Source organism: Variovorax sp. YR566, from assembly GCF_051992195.1.
Classification (GTDB): domain Bacteria; phylum Pseudomonadota; class Gammaproteobacteria; order Burkholderiales; family Burkholderiaceae_C; genus Variovorax.
On the sequence record NZ_CP197092.1, the window covers coordinates 685,026 to 700,983 of the forward strand.

The window sequence follows — 15,958 nt, forward strand, 5'->3', positions numbered from 1 at the left end:
CAACTCGCTCCGTCTTTTTTCTTCTGGCAAAAGCTCGCGCGCAGGACGCACCCCGGCGGGCGACGCATGCGTCGCCCGCCGTACAGCCTTTGCTTCCTCTTCTTCCCTCTCTCGCTCTCTCCTTGGTCGGGTGGCGTCAGCTCATTTCACGCCGCCCGATTCATAGATGTCCCACGCCTCCTTGGCGCTCGCGCCGCGGTGGATCATGGCCATCAGCGCATCGACCACCGCCGACGGATTGGCGTGCTGGTACACATTGCGCCCGTACACCATGCCGACGGCGCCTTCGTCCATCAGCACGCGCGAGCGCGCGAACACCTGCTGCAGGTCTTCGCGCCCGCCGCCGCGCACGAGCACGGGGCAGCGCGCGGCCTGCACCACGCGGTGGAAGTCGGCCGGGTCGCTGGTCGGGTCGGCCTTGACGATGTCGGCGCCCATCTCGCGCGCCAGGCGCACCAGCGTGACGATCTTCTCGGCGTCGCCGTCGACCATGTAGCGGCTGCCGGGCGTGGGCGACTGCATCACCAGCGGCTCGATCATCAGCGGCATGCCGTAGCGGTCGCAGTCGGCGCGCACGCGCGCGATGTTCTGCACGCACTGGCGGAACAGGTCGGGCTCGTCGGGCAGCATGAACAGGTTGACGACCACGCAGGCGGCGTCGCGCTGCACGGCAGGCAGCACCGGGTCATGCTCGTTCTGCAGCACGGCCCACATCACGCGGTGCGCGGTGGCGTTGTAGGGGTTGCCCATATCGATGCGCTGCACCAGCGCGGGCTTGTCACGGCCGGGGCGGTCCTGCAGCAGATCGGCCTGGCCGTAGTTGAGCTGGATCGCGTCGGGGCCGGCGGCGACAAGCTTGTCGATCACCGCCGGCATGTCCTCGAGCCCGTTGAGGAACGAGGGCTCGTTGCACACGCCATGGTCGAGCGCGATGTCCAGGCAGCGCCCGTTGTTCAGCAGCCGGTTCAGGCGTGCGGTCTTGTCCTTCGACATACGAAAGAAATCCTTGCTTGTTTGGTTGTGGGACAGAAAAGACGGTTCAGGCCAGCGCGAGCAGATGCCTGCTGGCCGCCGTGTCGATGAGCTGCAGCGCGTCGTCGCGCAGGTGCACCGAGCCGGCGCCCGCGTTCTCGACGGCCTGCTTGCTGACGCGCGCGCCGCACAGCGCCACAGAGACGCTGCCGCGCGCCAGCGTCCACGCGATCATCAGTTGGCCGAACGAGCATTCGAGCTGCTTGCGCAGCGGCTCGATCTCTTCGAAGAAGGCCTTGAGCTTTCCGCGGTTCCCGGCGCTGAAGCGCGGGTTGCTCGCGCGCTGGTCGTCGCCGTTGAACTTGCGCTCGGGGTCGATGGGGCCGGCGAGCAGGCCGAGCGCCAGCGACGAGTAGCCCAGCACCGCCACGTTGTTCTCGCTGCACAGCGGCACCAGCGTCTGCTCGATCTCGCGGTCGATCAGGCTGTAGCGCTCCTGCGCCGCGTCGACCGGGCCGTAGCGCAGGTACTCGGCGAGCGTATCGGGGCTCACGTTGCTCACACCGATGGCGCGGATCTTTCCCTGCTTCTTGAGTTCGAGCAGCGTGCTCATCGTCTCCTCGACCGGCGTGGTGCTGTCCTGCCAGTGCGTGATGTAGAGGTCGATGTAGTCGGTCTGCAGGCGCTTCAGGCTTTCTTCCGCTTCGTGAATGATCGACTCGCGCCCGAGGTAGCGGTACACCGGGTGGCCGTCTTCTTCAAAGAAGTGCGTTCCCTTTTGCGTGTGCCACACCAGCCCGCACTTGGTGGCGATCACGGCTTCGTGGCGGCGGCCCTTCAGTGCGGTGCCGACGATGCTCTCGGAGCGCCCGAGGCCGTAGGCCGGCGCGGTGTCGATCAGGTTCACGCCCGCGTCGAGCGAGGCCTGTATGGCCAGCACGGCGGCCGCGTTGTCCCCACCGCCCCACATCCAGCCGCCCATGGCCCAGGTGCCCAGGCCGATGGCCGAGCATTCGATGCCCGAGGGGCCGAGCGTGGTCTTCTTCATGGTCGATGCGTTGTTCATCGCTTGGTCTTTCTCGTGTTCATGAGGTGGTCGATGGTCACGGCCGCGAGCAGGATGAGGCCCTTGATCACGTCCTGCCAGTAAGGCGACACGTCGAGCAGGATCAGCGAGCTGGTCACCACCGACAGCAGTGCCAGGCCGAGCACCGCGCCCAGCACCGTGCCCGAGCCGCCCTTGAGGCTGGCACCGCCGATCACCGCGGCGGCGATCACGTTGAGCTCCATGCCCATGCCGAAGGTCGGCGTGGCGGCGCCGAAGCGGGCCGTGTAGATCACGCCGGCAAGACCCGCGGAGGCAGAGCACAGCACCGTGACCCAGAACTTCACGTTGCCCACGCGAATGCCCGAGTACAGCGCGGCCTTCTCGTTGCTGCCCGTGTAGAACACGCGGCGCAGCAAGGTGGAGCGGCGCAGCACGAAGTCGCTTGCCACCACGATCGCCAGGAAGATCAGGATCACGGCCGGAATGCCGAACAGCGTGCCCTGGCCGATGAACTTGAACTCGGCCGGCAGCGAGAACAGCGACTGCGGCGTGCCCTGCGTGAGCGCCAGGCACAGGCCGCGCACGATCACCATGAAGGCCAGCGAGGCGATGAAGTGGTTCAGGCCGATGCGCGTGACGCAGCCGCCGATCATCGCGCCGATCAGCGCGCTCGCGCCGATGGCCACCAGCCCCGCCGTCCACGGGTCGAAGCCCATGAGAAAGAGCTTGCCGGTGACCACCATCGCGAAGCACACGACCGAGCCCACCGACAGGTCGATGCCGCCGACGATCAGCAGGATCGTCATGCCCACCACCACGATGCCCTCGATGGAGAACGACAGCAGCATCGCGCGCACGTTGTCCCACGTGAGGAAGTAGGGCGACGCGAAGCTCATGCCCACGCACAGCGCCGCGATGATGAGCAGCAAGCCCATTTCGCGCATGCTGCCGAGTTTGCTGGCGGGTTTCACGGGGCCTCCTCCTCCAGTCTGTGGTCGCGGCTGGAGGCCTGGGGCGGCCCCCGCATCGAGTTGTGCCGGGTAGTTCATGCTGTCGTTTCCTCTTCGCAAAGTCCGGAGGCCAGCCGCAGCAGCGCCTCTTCCGTCATTTCGTTGTCTTGCACTTCGCCGGCCAGCCGGCCGTCGCGTATCACCAGCGCGCGGTCGCACAGCCCGATGACCTCGGGCAGCTCCGAAGAGATCACGATCACGCCCACGCCCTGGTTGGCCAGCTCGCGCAGGATGTGATGGATCTCCGACTTGGCGCCCACGTCCACGCCGCGCGTGGGCTCGTCCATCAGCAGCACCGAGGGGTTGGTGGCCAGCAGCTTGGCGATGGCCACCTTCTGCTGGTTGCCGCCCGACAGGCTCGCCACGTCGATGTCAACCCCGTCGGACTTCAGCTTGAGCTTGGTGCCGAGCTCCACGGCCAGCCTGTGTTCGGCCGAGCGTTGAAGCAGGCCGAAGCGCGAGCTGACGCGCTTGAGCGCCATCGATGCGATGTTCTGCGCAATGGGCAGGTCGAGGTACACACCGGCTGCCTTGCGGTCTTCGCTGAGGTAGGCGATGCCTTCGCGCAATGCGTCGCTGTACTTGCGGATCGTGAGCTGCTTGCCGCGCAGGCGCACGGTGCCGCGCCGCGCGGGGCGCAGGCCGCACACGGTTTCGGCGAGCTCGCTGCGGCCGGCGCCCATCAGGCCCGCAATGCCGAGGATCTCGCCGCGCTTCAGCGTGAAGGACACGCCGTGCACGCGCTCGCCGTCGGCGATGTCGCTCACTTCGAGCACGTGTTCGTTTGAGCTGCTGTCTTCCTGCTTCGGCGGGTAGTAGTTGCCCAGGTCGCGCCCGACCATGCGGCGCACCAGGTCGTCGGCGTTCAGTTCGGCGAGCGGGCCGCTGTGCACGTCGCGTCCGTCGCGCAGCACGGTGACGCGGTCGCCGTGCGCAAAGATCTCGGCCATGCGGTGGCTGATGTAGATGATGCCGATGCCCTGCGTCTTGAGGTCGTGCAGCACCCTGAAGAGAGCGGCCGATTCGTTGTCGGTCAGCGCGGCCGTCGGTTCGTCGAGGATCAGCACCTTGCAGTCCAGCGTGAGCGCCTTGGCGATCTCGATGAGCTGCTGCGTGGAAATGCTCAGGTCCTTCACCAGCGCGGAAGGATCGATGTCCTGCCCCAGCCGCTGCAGCACCTTGGCGGCGCGCTCGTTGAGGCTCGCGTAGTTCATCCACGCGGTTTTGCCGGCGTTGATCTCCGGCATGAAGATGTTCTCGGCCACGGTGGCGTCGCCGCACAGGGCGATCTCCTGGTGCACCAGGCCGATGCCCAGGCGCATGGCGTGCGCCGGGCCGTCGATGACCACCTGCTGGCCGTCGAGCGAGATCGTGCCTTCGTCGGGCTGGTGGATGCCGTCGATGATGTTCATCAGCGTGGACTTGCCCGCGCCGTTCTCGCCGCACAAGGCGTGGATTTCGCCGCGGTGCAGCGAGAAGTCCACGCCCGAGAGCGCACGCGAAGCGCCGAAGCGCTTGCTGATCCCCTTCAGTTCGAGCAATGCGCTCACTGCGTTCACTCGCCGATTCCCTTGGTGCCGCGGCGGGCGAGGTACTTGTCCCAGTAGAAGTCGTCGGCGTTGGCCTTGCTGACCACGGCAAGGCCGTTGTCCAGGAAGGGCACGGCCATCGGGTTGGTGCCGTTGCGCTTGGCGTCGTTCATCGGGTCGATGAGTGTCGGGTTCTTCGCAAGGAACAGCATCATCATGCCCATGTAGCCCTGCATGCCCTGGTTCGGGTTGATGGCACCGAACACGTCGCCCGACTTGATCATGTCGAGGATCTTGGCGTTCACGTCGCAGCACATCACCTTGATGTTCTTCTTGGTCTCGACCTTGGCCTGCGCCGCGCCGAGCGCCGAGTTGGCCTCGGGCATGAAGAGGGCACCCAGGTTCGGGTTGGCTTGCGCCAGGCTCAGCACCGCCTGGTAGGCCTTGTTCGGGTCCTGGTTGCTGGCGGCGCGGCCGACCAGCTTCATGCCCGGGTGCTTGGCCTTCATGCGGTTGACGAAGGCGGCGATGCGGCGGTCGTGGTTGTCCTGGCCCGGGTTCTCCAGCACGGCGTATTCGCCCTTGCCGCCCAGCGATGCGGCGATGGCGTCAGCGGCCTGCGTGCCTTCGCGGTCGTTGTCGGACGTGATGAAAGAGGTGCGCTTGGAGTTCGGCGAGTCGGCCGCGAAGGTGACGACCGGGATGCCCATCGCCGCCGCACGGTTGATCGGCTCGATGAACGGGTCGGGGTTCATCGGGTGCAGCAGGATGCCGGCGGGCTTGCGCGCCAGCTCCTGCTCGAAGGACGCGAGCTGCTTGTTCACGTCGTACTCCGGCGTGCCGGTGTAGCGGGTGCGAACGCCCAGCGTGCGGCCGAGCTGCTTCATCATTTCGTAGACCGGAAACCAGTACTCGACCCCCGACACCATCACGTTCATCACGTAGACGTCGCTGGGGTTGCCGCGCAGTCCGCCGCCCGCGGCGGGTGCCGCGGCCTGCTGCTGCGCGAATGCGCTGGCGCCGGCCAGGCCGATGCCGGCTGCGGCGGCGGACTTCAGGAAATTACGCCTCATTTTTTGTCTCCTCACGTTGGGTGGGCTCAGCTTGCGATGCTGCTTTTCAGGGCAGCGCTTTGATCCTCTGCGTCACGACAGTTGTTATGACAGGCTAGAATGTACGCGCTGCCCGTTTGACGGGATAACTAGGGGAAACGCTACTGGCAACGCGCTTTTATTCCGCCGAAGCTGTTATGACATGAAGCCAAACATACTGATCGGCATCGACATGGGGTCGAGCAGCCTGAAAGCCCTGGCCCTCGAAGCCGGGAGCGGCCGCTCCATCGCCCTGTCCCGAATGCCACTGCCGCACGACCGGCTGCCTGGAGGGGGATGCGAAGTGGCCGCGACGGCGATCCGCGCGGCCCTGACCCACGTGCTGCGCGACGTCGCCCACCAGCTCGGCGCCCGCGTGGCCGAGGTCCGCGCCATCGGCTGCACGGGCCACGGCGCGGGGCTCTACGCGCTCGATGCGCGCAACGAACTCGTCGGCGGGCGGGCCGTGGCCTCGACTGACCAGCGCGCCGATGCGCGTGCACGTTCGCTCTCACTGGGTCATGGCGACGCTCTGTTCGCGGATGTCGGCTGCAGGCCCTGGCCCGGCCAGCCCACCGTGATCGCGGCCGAGCTGCTGGGCACCGATGCCGTGCAGCGCGGGGCGGTGCGCCGGCTGCTGTTCGCGAAGGACTATCTCGGCTTTCTGCTGACAGGCGAGATCGCGACCGATGCCAGCGATGCAAGCACTGCCGGGTTGGTGTCGATCGCAACGGGCACGTGGTCGCAGGCGGCCTTCGATGCACCGGGCATCGCGGACCTCGGGCCGCGCGTCTTCGGGCCGCTGGTGCCGAGCGGCGAGGTCGTCGGCAAGCTGCGGCCTGCCGAAGCCGCGCTGTGCGGCCTGCCCGCCGGCATCCCCGTGGCGATGGGCGCCATCGACCTGCTCGCCTCGATGACCGCGATCTGCGCGGAAGAGCGTGCCCGCGCGGTGTCGGTCTTCGGCACCTGGTGCGTGAACGCGGTGATCGGCCCTGTGATCGAGCCCAAGCCCGATGTTGCCGCCGTCGTGAACTTCGGCCGCGAGGACAAGCGGCTCTACATGGAGAACAGTCCGTCGTCGATGGCCAACATCGCATGGCTGGCCGGCGTGCTGGGGCTGCCCGATTCGCGCGCTGTCGTCGACCTGGCGATGTCGGTGCCGCTGGGTGCGGGCGGCCTGCGCTTCCTGCCCTTCGTCAATGGCGGTGGCGGCGTGACGGCGGGCTTCGTCGGGCTCAAGAGCCACCACACGCGCGGCGACATGGCGCGCGCGGTGGTCGATTCGGTCGCCGCGCTGCACGCGCGGCACACCGCGCGCCTTGCAGCCTGCGGCCTGCCCGTGTCCGCATCGACCGTGCTCGGCGGCGGTGCGAGCGACACGCGCCTCGTGCGCCTGCTCGCCGGCTTCCTGGCTCACCCGGTCGAACGCTGCGCCGACGACGAGACCGGCGCGCGCGGCGCAGCCATCTACGCCGCCATGTCGCAAGGCATCGACCACGCCGCGCAGGGCAGCGCCTTGCTCGCGCCCTGCGACACGGTCGAACCCGATGCCGCCGAGGCACGCGCCCATGCCGATTTCAACGCCGGCTTCAACGAACTGATCGACACCATGTCTCCTGTGTTTTCCCATCTGTCGGGAGCTGCGAAATGAGCGCCTGGCAACTGCCTTTCGTGCGCCCGGCTTCGCTGGCGGATCGCCACTTCTCGACCGTCATCGTCGGTGCCGGCATCAACGGCGTGGGCGTGTTCCGCGACCTGTGCCTGCAGCGCGTCGACTGCCTCATCGTCGACAAGGGCGACTTCAGTGCGGGTGCCAGCAGCGCGCCCTCGCGCATGATCCACGGCGGCCTGCGCTACCTGGAGAACGGCAGCTTCTCGCTGGTGGCCGAAGCCACGCGCGAGCGCAACCTGCTGCTGCGCAACGCGCCGCACCTGGTACAGCCGCTGAAGACGGTGGTGCCGCTGTCGAGCTTCTTCGGCGGCCTGATGAGCAGCGCGCTCAAGTTCTTCGGCCGCACGCCGCCGCAGCGCACGCGCGGCCTGCTGGCCGTGGCGGCGGGCCTGCGCCTGTACGACCTGCTGGGCCGTCGCCAGCGCGTGATGCCCAACCACCGCATCAGCCGCGTGCCGCAGAACGACCGCAGCCTGTTCCGCGCCGCGGTGCGCTGGACCGCCACTTTCTTCGATGCATGGATCAGCCACCCCGAATGGCTGATCCTCGAACTCATCGGCGACGCCTGCCGCGACCAGCCGCGCTCGGCCGCCGCCAACTACTGCCGAGTGATGGGCTGCGCGGGCAACATCCTCACGCTGCGCGACGAGATCACCGGCGCGCTGGTGCGCGTGACGGCCGACACCGTGGTGAATGCCAGCGGTGCGTGGCTCGACCGCAGCACGGCCGTGCTCGGCGGCGCGGGCTCGCGCGTGATGGGCACGAAGGGCTCGCACCTCGTGCTCGACCATCCGGCGCTGCGCGATGCGCTCGAAGGCCGCATGGCCTACTTCGAGGCGGTGGACGGGCGCGTGTGCATCGTCTATCCCTTTCTCGACCGCGTGCTGGTGGGCTCCACCGACATTCCGGTGGATGACCCCGACCAGATCGGCACGGAGCCCGAAGAGGTCGACTACCTGCTCGACGTGCTGGCCGAGGTGTTCCCGAACCTCTCCTTCGGGCGCGGCGACGTGGTGTACACGTACGTCGGCGTGCGGCCGCTCGCACGCTCCGACGCCGACAAGCCGGGGCAGATCTCGCGCGACCACTCGGTGGTGCTTGACCCGCCCAATGCGACGCGCGACATTCCCATCGTCGGCCTCGTCGGCGGCAAGTGGACGACCTTTCGCGCACTTGCTGAAGAAGCCACCAACGAGGTGCTGCAGCAACTGGGCCGCCCGCGCACCGCATCGACCGAACTGCTGCCCATCGGCGGCGGTGCGGAGCTGCCTGCCGATGCACAGGCGACGGAGCGCTTCGTCGATCGCATGGTTGCCACCTCCGGCCTGGGCCGCACGCGCGCACAGGTGCTGCTGCGCCGCTACGGATCGAAGGCGCTGCCGCTGGCGCAGCGCCTCGGTGCCTCGGGCGACGTGCCGCTGCAGCACGCGCCCGATTACTCGGTTGCCGAACTCTCGTACCTTTGCCTCGAAACCGGCGTGGTCCATCTCGACGACCTCGTGATCCGTCGCACGCTGCTGGCGATTCGCGGGCTCGTCACCGATGCCGCGCTGGCTGAAATGGCTGGCATCGCAGCCGAGGCGCTCGGCTGGGACGCAGCGCAGGCGCACCACGAACTGCAAGCCTGCTCTGCCGCCCTGCGCGAGCGCCACGGCGTGCGTCTTTCGCCAGTGGTGGCCGATGCGCCGCCGTCTTTCGATGCATCATTGATGACTCCTCAGGCCTTGGGCCAGCCCTCAACGTGAACTCTTCGACCGAAACTTCGACCGTGCTCGACCGCGACTCCGAGTCGCCCCTGTGGGCCCAGTTCCGCGATGCGCTTCGACTGCAGATCCTGCAGGGCGCGCTGCCCATCGGCGCCAAGCTGCCGTCCGAAGCCGAGCTCGGCGAGCAGTTCGGCATCTCGCGCATCGTGGTGCGCGAGGCGCTGGCCGACCTGGTGCGCAACAACCTCATCTACAAGATCAAGGGCCGCGGCGCGTTCGTGTCGGCACGCGAGCGCGACGAGGATTTCGTCTCGACCGTGCTCGGCTTTTCCGACGAGATGGAGCGCAAGGGCCGCTCGGTGCGCACGCAGATCCTCACGCAGGAACTGCGCGCGCCCACCGAGCAGGAAGCCGCCTCACTTGGGTTGAGTGATGACACGCAGGTGGTCGCGCTGAAGCGCCTGCGCAGCGTGGACGGCGAGCTGCGCCTGCTGGTCGAAACCGTGGTGCCCGCCGACCTTGCGCCGGGCCTGCACCGCACGCGCCTGGACGACCGCTCGCTGTACGACGTGCTGCGCCGCCAGTACGGCCTGCGCCTGGTGCGCGCCGAACGCTGGATCGATGCGGTGCTGCCAGACGCCGAGACCTGCCAGCTGCTCAACCTGCCGCAGCCCGAGCCGCTGCTGCGAATCGAATCGATCGCCTACGGCGCCAACGGCCGGCCGCTGGAGCATTACCGCGCGCTCCACCGCTGCAAGACCAGCCGTCTGCACGTGCAGACGACGACCTGAGGGTGATGACGAGAAGCGGCTACAGCAGCCGCTTCAGATAACGCCCCGTGTGGCTCGCCTCGTTCGCCGCGATGTCTTCCGGCGTGCCTTCGCCCACCACCATGCCGCCGCCGGCACCGCCTTCGGGGCCCATGTCGATCAGCCAGTCGGCCGTCTTGATGACGTCGAGGTTGTGCTCGATCACGACGATGGTGTTGCCCGCATCGCGCAGCTGGTGCAGCACCTTCAGCAGCAGCTCGATGTCTGCGAAGTGCAGGCCGGTGGTCGGCTCGTCGAGGATGTAGAGCGTGCGGCCGGTGTCGCGCTTGCTGAGCTCCAGTGCGAGCTTCACGCGCTGCGCCTCGCCGCCCGACAGCGTGGTGGCCGACTGGCCCAGCTTGATGTAGCTCAGGCCCACGTCGAGCAGCGTGCGCAGCTTGCGCTCGATGGTGGGCACGGCCTTCAGGAACTCGTGCGCGGTCTCGACCGTCATCTCGAGGATCTGCGCGATGTTCTTGCCCTTGTACAAAACCTCGAGCGTCTCGCGGTTGTAGCGCTGGCCGTGGCAGACCTCGCAGGGCACGTACACGTCGGGCAGGAAGTGCATCTCGACCTTCACCACGCCGTCGCCCTGGCAGGCCTCGCAGCGCCCGCCCGCCACGTTGAAGCTGAAGCGGCCCGGGCCGTAGCCGCGCTCGCGCGCGGTGTTGGTCTCGGCCATCAGCTCGCGGATGGGCGTGAACAGGCCCGTGTAGGTGGCCGGGTTGCTGCGCGGCGTGCGGCCGATGGGGCTCTGGTCGACGTTGATGACCTTGTCGAAATACTCGATGCCCTCGACCGATTCGTGCGCAGCCGGTTCTTCGTGCGCGCGGTACAGCGTGCGCGCCACTGCCGTGTAGAGCGTGTCGTTCACCAGCGTCGACTTGCCCGAGCCCGAGACGCCCGTCACGCAGGTCAGCAGGCCGACCGGGAAGGCGACGCTCACGTTCTTCAGGTTGTTGCCGGTGGCGCCGACGACGCGAATTTCCTGCAGGTCGGTCTGCGTGGCCAGGTGGGCGGCCTCGCGTGCGGCGCGGCGTTCGGCCGCGGGGCTCGGCGGAAAGCGCGAGGCCTTCTTGCCTTCGTTGAACGCAGGCTTGTTCACCACGGGCAGCCACGCGGTGCGGTGCTTCGGCACTTCGATCTTGCGCGTGCCCGACAGGTACTGGCCGGTGAGCGAGTCGGGGTTGGCCGACACCTCGGCATAGGTGCCCTGCGCCATCACGCGCCCGCCGTGCACGCCCGCGCCGGGGCCCATGTCGATCACGTGGTCGGCGGCGTGGATCATGTCCTCGTCGTGCTCGACCACGATCACGCTGTTGCCGATGTCGCGCAGATGCTTCAGCGTGCCGATGAGCCGGTCGTTGTCGCGCTGGTGCAGGCCGATGCTGGGCTCGTCGAGCACGTACATCACGCCCGTGAGGCCCGAGCCGATCTGCGACGCAAGCCGGATGCGCTGCGCCTCGCCGCCCGAGAGCGTCTCGGCGCTGCGGTCCAGGCTCAGGTAGTTCAGGCCCACGTCGTTCAGGAATTTCAGGCGCAGGCCGATCTCGCGCACCACCTTGTCGGCGATGTCGGCCTTGGCGCCGCGCAGCTTGAGCGTATGGAACCACGCGAGCGAATCGCGCAGCGTGAGGCGGCTGAGCTCGAAGATCGCCATGCGCGGCGGTTCGCTGCCGTCGGCGGGCCGGTTCGATTCGTCGACCAGGAACACGTTGCGCGCTTCGGGGCGAAGGCGCGAGCCACCGCAATCGGGGCAGGGCTGCAGGTTGCGAAAGCGCGCGAGGTCTTCGCGCACCATCACCGAATCGGTCTCGCGGTAGCGCCGCGCCATGTTCGGGATGATCCCCTCGAAGGGATGCTTCTTCGTGAGCTTCTTGCCCGCGAAGTTGCCCGACTCCATGGTGTAGTTGAACTTGATCTCCTCGGCGGCCGAACCGTGCAGCAGCACCTGCTGCACCGAGGCCGGCAATGACTCGAAGGGCGCGTCGACGTCGAACTTGTAGTGCTTCGCGACGCTCTCGATCATGCTGAAGTAATAGCCGTTGCGGCGGTCCCAGCCCTTGATGGCGCCGCTGGCCAGCGACAGCGAAGGAAAGGCCACCACGCGCGCCGGGTCGAATACCTCGCGGTGGCCGAGGCCGTCGCAGCTGGGGCAGGCGCCCACGGGCGAGTTGAACGAGAAGAGGCGCGGCTCCAGCTCCGACAGCGAGTAGTGGCAGATCGGGCAGGCGAACTTGGCGTTGAACAGGTGCTCTTTATCAGCCGCACCCTCGGCGCCCAACTCGAGCGCAATGGCGCGGCCTTCGGCCAGGCGCAGCGCAGCCTCGAAGCTCTCGGCCAGGCGCTGCTGCATGTCGGCGCGCGCGCGCAGGCGGTCGATGACCACGTCGATGTCGTGCTTCTCGGTCTTCTTGAGCTTGGGCAGGTCGTTGTATTCGTAGGTCTGCCCGTCCACGCGAAAGCGCACGTAGCCGGCCGCCTGCATCTCGGCGAAGAGTTCGAGGAACTCGCCCTTCTTCTCGCGCGCCACGGGTGCCAGGATCATCAGGCGCGGCTCGCCGGGCAATGCCAGCGTGGCATCGACCATCTGCGAGACCGTCTGCGCCTGCAATGGCAGGTGGTGGTCGGGGCAGTAGGGCGTGCCGGCGCGGGCGTACAGCAGGCGCAGGTAGTCGTGGATCTCGGTCACCGTGCCCACGGTGGAGCGCGGGTTGTGGCTGGTGGCCTTCTGCTCGATGCTGATGGCGGGCGACAGGCCCTCGATCACGTCGACGTCGGGCTTGTCCATGAGCTGCAGGAACTGCCGCGCATAGGCCGACAGGCTCTCGACGTAGCGCCGCTGCCCTTCGGCATACAGCGTGTCGAAGGCCAGGCTCGACTTGCCCGAGCCCGACAGGCCGGTGATCACCACCAGCTTGTTGCGCGGGATGTCGAGATCGACGTTCTTCAGGTTGTGGGTGCGCGCGCCGCGGATGCTGATGCGCTGCTGCGCGAGCACCGCGCCGAGGTAGGTGGCGCGTTCGCGTTCCGCATCGCGTGCGCTTTCGGCGTCGGCTGCGGTGTCTTCAGTGGATATTGAATTCAAGGGGGCGATCGTCCGAGGGCAACCGGACATGATAGACCGCCGCGCATTTCATGGCGAGTGGCCGGGCTCTGCAGGCTTGGGCGGATGCACCGGCTCGGTGCTGCCTCCGCTGCCCGTACTGCCCGTACTGCTTATGGCCCGGCCGACCATGTGCTCGGCCAGCGTGTCGTACAGCGGGCGGCTGATCATCCGCGAGACCAGGCTGGCCAGCATGGCCGCGGCCATCAGGCTCAGCACCATCGAGTGGCCGTCGACCATCTCCATGACGATGATGAAAGCGGTGAGCGGCGCCTGCGTCACCGCCGCCAGGAAGCCGGCCATGCCCATGGCGATGAGCGCCGGCCCCTGGTCGCTGCTGGCCAGCCGGGCCACCGCGTCGCCGATGCCCGCACCGATCGACAGCGACGGCGCGAAGATGCCGCCCGGCACGCCGCACCAGGCCGTGAGCCAGGTGGCGATGAACTTGAGCACGGTGTAGAGCGGCGTGAGCTCGTCGTGGCCCTGCAGCATCTGCTTGACCGCCTCGGAGCCCGCACCGAAGGTGACGCCGCCCGTCGCCAGCCCGATGACGGCCACGGCCAGCCCGCCGCAGGCCGCGAACCGCACCGGAAAGCGCGCCCGCCAGCGGTTGAAGCGCCCCGCCGCGCCCGTGAGCGAGGCGATCAGCAGCCGCGCGAACAGCCCGCCGGCCGCGCCGCTCAACAGGGTGACCAGCAGGCCGGGTCCGAGCACGTCCCAGCCCAGCCGGGGCACGCGGATCACGCCGAAGTAGCTGGTGTTGCCGAAGGCCGACACCGCCACCAGGCCCGCCAGCACGATGGCCGTGATGATCAGGCCGCTGGAGCGCGCCTCGAGCCGGCCCGACAGCTCCTCGATGGCGAAGACCACGCCCGCCAGCGGCGCATTGAAGGCTGCCGCGATGCCCGCTGCTCCGCCGGCCACCAGCAGCGCTCGGCCATCGATGGTGGTGCTGGGCGAGAGCCAGCGGCGCGCATGCTGCATGACCCCCGCCGCCACCTGCACCGACGGCCCCTCGCGCCCGATCGACAGGCCGGCCGCGAAGCCCGCCGCGCCCAGTCCGATCTTGGCGACCGTGAGCCGCAGCGAGGCAAAAACGAAGCGCCGCTCTTCGGGCAGGGCCGGATTCAGGGCCGCCTTGATCTGCGGAATGCCCGAACCGCCCGCGCCGGGGAAGAAGCGCAATGTGAACCAGACGATGCCGGCCGTGAGCAGCGGTGTCGTCAGCAGCACCGCCCAGGGCCAGGCGGCGTAGAAGCGGTGGAACTCGCCAAAGACCCGGTCGCTGGCCAGCGTGAAGCCCACCACGAACAGCCCGGCCGCGATGGCGTAGCCCAGCACGATCGCCCGGTCGAGCCAGACGCGGCCGTTCGACAGCTCGGCGCGCAGATGCTCGAAAAAGTCTGGTTCGCGGTTCATCGGAGAGGCCCATTCTGGCACCTGGCGGGAGTGCGGCCGGTCGCCTTGGGGCACAATCGAGGGTTCTTCTCAACCTCCTCCTTCATCTACTTATCAGGGGCAGTGCATATGGCATCGGTCAATAAAGTCATCGTCGTCGGCAATCTGGGGCGCGACCCCGAAATGCGTACCTTCCCGAGCGGCGACCAGGTCGCGAACGTCACAGTGGCCACCACCGATCGCTGGAAAGACAAGCAAAGCGGCGAAATGCGCGAAGCCACCGAGTGGCACCGCATCGTCTTCAACGGCCGCCTGGCCGAAATCGCCGGCCAGTACCTGCGCAAAGGCTCGCAGGTGTATGTCGAAGGAAGCCTGCGCACGCGCAAGTGGACCGACAAGGACGGCATCGAAAAGTACACCACCGAGATCCGCGCCGACCAGATGCAGATGCTCGGTAGCCGTCAGGGCCAGGGCGGCCCGTCGGGCGGTCCCGAGGACGACGGCGGCTATTCGCAAGGTGGCGGCGGTGGCGGTTATTCGCAGGGCGGCAATGGCGGTGGCGGTGGTGGCGGCGGTTACGCCCCGCGCGCTCCCGCAGCGGCACCGCGCGCTGCGGCGCCGGCTCCGCGCCAGGCACCGGCCAAGTCGTCGTCGGGCTTCGACGACATGGACGACGACATTCCGTTCTGATCCGGACCTTCGCAGGTTCACAAGCAAAGAGCCGCTTCCCGAAAGGGAGCGGCTCTTTCTCTTTGGGCAGGCCAATCACGCGTGGCGCCGACCCGCGGGCATCAGCAACTGCTGCACGCCGACGTGCACTTCCATTTCGTGCATGTGCGTTTCGGCATCGACCATGTGCTCGGTCATCAGGCGGTGCACGGCGTCGGCATCCTCATCGCGGAAGGCCTGCAGCAGCCTGGTGTGAAAGCCCAGGTTGGCTTCGCCGAAGTGGCGGTGCTCCCACGCATTCTTGTAGACCATGAGGTCGCGCAGCAGGTCGTTGAGAAAACGGCACATGAAGGCGAGCAGGGCGTTGGGACACTTGTCGGCCAGCAGGTTGTGAAACTCCAGCTCGGCGACGCGTTGTGCACGCAACTCGATGTCGTTGCGAGGCTCCTGCTCGCACAGGCGGATGGTCTGCTCGATCAGATCCAGTTGCTTCGCGTCGAGCCGGCCGACGACGCTGAGCGCGAGCTCGGGCTCCAGGATCTTGCGCAGCTGGTAGATGTGATGCCCGTCCAGGTGGTGGAAGTGCAGGAAGTTTCTCAGCGGCTCTGATGCGTGATCCAGCGAGACCTGCTGGAGATAGGCGCCGCCGGCCGGGCCTGTGCGCGTCTTGATCAGGCCGCGCACTTCCAGTGCCTTCAGTCCCTCCCGCATCGTGCTTTTCGAGACGCCGAAAAGCCCGACGAGCTCTTTCTCGTTCGGCAGCCGGTCGCCCGGCTGCTTGCGCTCCGTAACGATCCAGCGCTTCACGTCTTCGACGACGAGGTCCGAGAGCTTGGGGCGTTTTCTTGCGCGTTGACCAATGGGCATGCCCTGTTCCTTGGGGAGCTCCCGAGCGGAGCCGATCGCTCATGATAAATCGATGCAATTGAATGCAATTGAGTCAAAAAC

12 protein-coding genes are annotated in these 15,958 nt (G+C 67.6%); 4 read left to right on the top strand and 8 right to left on the bottom strand.

The window, feature by feature from the left end; genetic code table 11:
* Window positions 1–141: 141 nt before the first annotated feature.
* Genes ACTG4X_RS03265 through ACTG4X_RS03285 form a run of 5 tightly spaced genes read right to left on the bottom strand, consistent with a single transcriptional unit; the run spans window position 142 to window position 5,632 of the window.
* Window positions 142–993 carry a class I fructose-bisphosphate aldolase gene (locus ACTG4X_RS03265; protein WP_093053811.1) on the bottom strand — a complete coding sequence of 284 codons (852 nt, stop codon included), beginning with the start codon at window positions 991–993 and terminating at the stop codon, window positions 142–144.
* A 46-nt stretch (window positions 994–1,039) separates the two neighbouring features.
* Complete coding sequence (locus ACTG4X_RS03270) at window positions 1,040–2,020, bottom strand: aldo/keto reductase (RefSeq protein ID WP_440534353.1); 981 nt, start codon at window positions 2,018–2,020, stop codon at window positions 1,040–1,042.
* Between the two features lie 14 nt (window positions 2,021–2,034).
* Window positions 2,035–3,069 carry an ABC transporter permease gene (locus tag ACTG4X_RS03275; protein WP_093053814.1) on the bottom strand — a complete coding sequence of 345 codons (1,035 nt, stop codon included), beginning with the start codon at window positions 3,067–3,069 and terminating at the stop codon, window positions 2,035–2,037.
* Entirely contained in the window at window positions 3,066–4,589 is a 1,524-nt protein-coding gene (locus ACTG4X_RS03280) for a sugar ABC transporter ATP-binding protein (RefSeq protein ID WP_097200524.1), read from the bottom strand. The genes ACTG4X_RS03275 and ACTG4X_RS03280 overlap by 4 nt, the downstream gene beginning before the upstream one ends.
* On the bottom strand, window positions 4,586–5,632 hold the full coding sequence (locus tag ACTG4X_RS03285) for a substrate-binding domain-containing protein (RefSeq protein WP_093076861.1): 1,047 nt from the start codon (window positions 5,630–5,632) through the stop codon (window positions 4,586–4,588). Before ACTG4X_RS03285 ends, ACTG4X_RS03280 begins: the two co-directional genes overlap by 4 nt.
* Before the next feature lie 181 nt (window positions 5,633–5,813).
* On the opposite strand from ACTG4X_RS03285, the gene ACTG4X_RS03290 reads away from it, so the two are divergent.
* From ACTG4X_RS03290 to ACTG4X_RS03300, 3 genes are read left to right on the top strand one after another with little or no spacing between them, the layout of a single operon-like run.
* Window positions 5,814–7,301: an FGGY family carbohydrate kinase gene (locus ACTG4X_RS03290; protein ID WP_097200523.1), complete on the top strand. Its 1,488-nt coding sequence runs from the start codon at window positions 5,814–5,816 to the stop codon at window positions 7,299–7,301.
* Window positions 7,298–9,067 carry a glycerol-3-phosphate dehydrogenase/oxidase gene (locus tag ACTG4X_RS03295; RefSeq protein ID WP_093076864.1) on the top strand — a complete coding sequence of 590 codons (1,770 nt, stop codon included), beginning with the start codon at window positions 7,298–7,300 and terminating at the stop codon, window positions 9,065–9,067. Before ACTG4X_RS03290 ends, ACTG4X_RS03295 begins: the two co-directional genes overlap by 4 nt.
* Window positions 9,064–9,819, top strand: a complete 756-nt coding sequence (locus ACTG4X_RS03300) for a GntR family transcriptional regulator (protein ID WP_093053825.1) — start codon at window positions 9,064–9,066, stop codon at window positions 9,817–9,819. The genes ACTG4X_RS03295 and ACTG4X_RS03300 overlap by 4 nt, the downstream gene beginning before the upstream one ends.
* 19 nt (window positions 9,820–9,838) lie before the next feature.
* Here the strand turns inward: ACTG4X_RS03300 and uvrA are convergent, their stop codons facing one another.
* Both uvrA and ACTG4X_RS03310 read right to left on the bottom strand, forming a co-directional pair.
* The gene (gene uvrA, locus ACTG4X_RS03305; RefSeq protein WP_097200522.1) at window positions 9,839–12,955 is read right to left on the bottom strand and encodes an excinuclease ABC subunit UvrA; all 3,117 of its coding nucleotides are present in this window, start codon (window positions 12,953–12,955) and stop codon (window positions 9,839–9,841) included.
* Between the two features lie 18 nt (window positions 12,956–12,973).
* Entirely contained in the window at window positions 12,974–14,362 is a 1,389-nt protein-coding gene (locus ACTG4X_RS03310; RefSeq protein WP_257015051.1) for a chloride channel protein, read from the bottom strand.
* A 108-nt stretch (window positions 14,363–14,470) separates the two neighbouring features.
* Here ACTG4X_RS03310 and ssb point away from each other — a divergent pair, with 108 nt between their 5' ends.
* Window positions 14,471–15,031: a single-stranded DNA-binding protein gene (ssb, locus tag ACTG4X_RS03315; RefSeq protein ID WP_097200521.1), complete on the top strand. Its 561-nt coding sequence runs from the start codon at window positions 14,471–14,473 to the stop codon at window positions 15,029–15,031.
* Window positions 15,032–15,106: 75 nt separating this feature from the next.
* Here the strand turns inward: ssb and ACTG4X_RS03320 are convergent, their stop codons facing one another.
* Window positions 15,107–15,877 carry a FadR/GntR family transcriptional regulator gene (locus ACTG4X_RS03320; protein ID WP_097200520.1) on the bottom strand — a complete coding sequence of 257 codons (771 nt, stop codon included), beginning with the start codon at window positions 15,875–15,877 and terminating at the stop codon, window positions 15,107–15,109.
* Window positions 15,878–15,958: the final 81 nt, after the last annotated feature.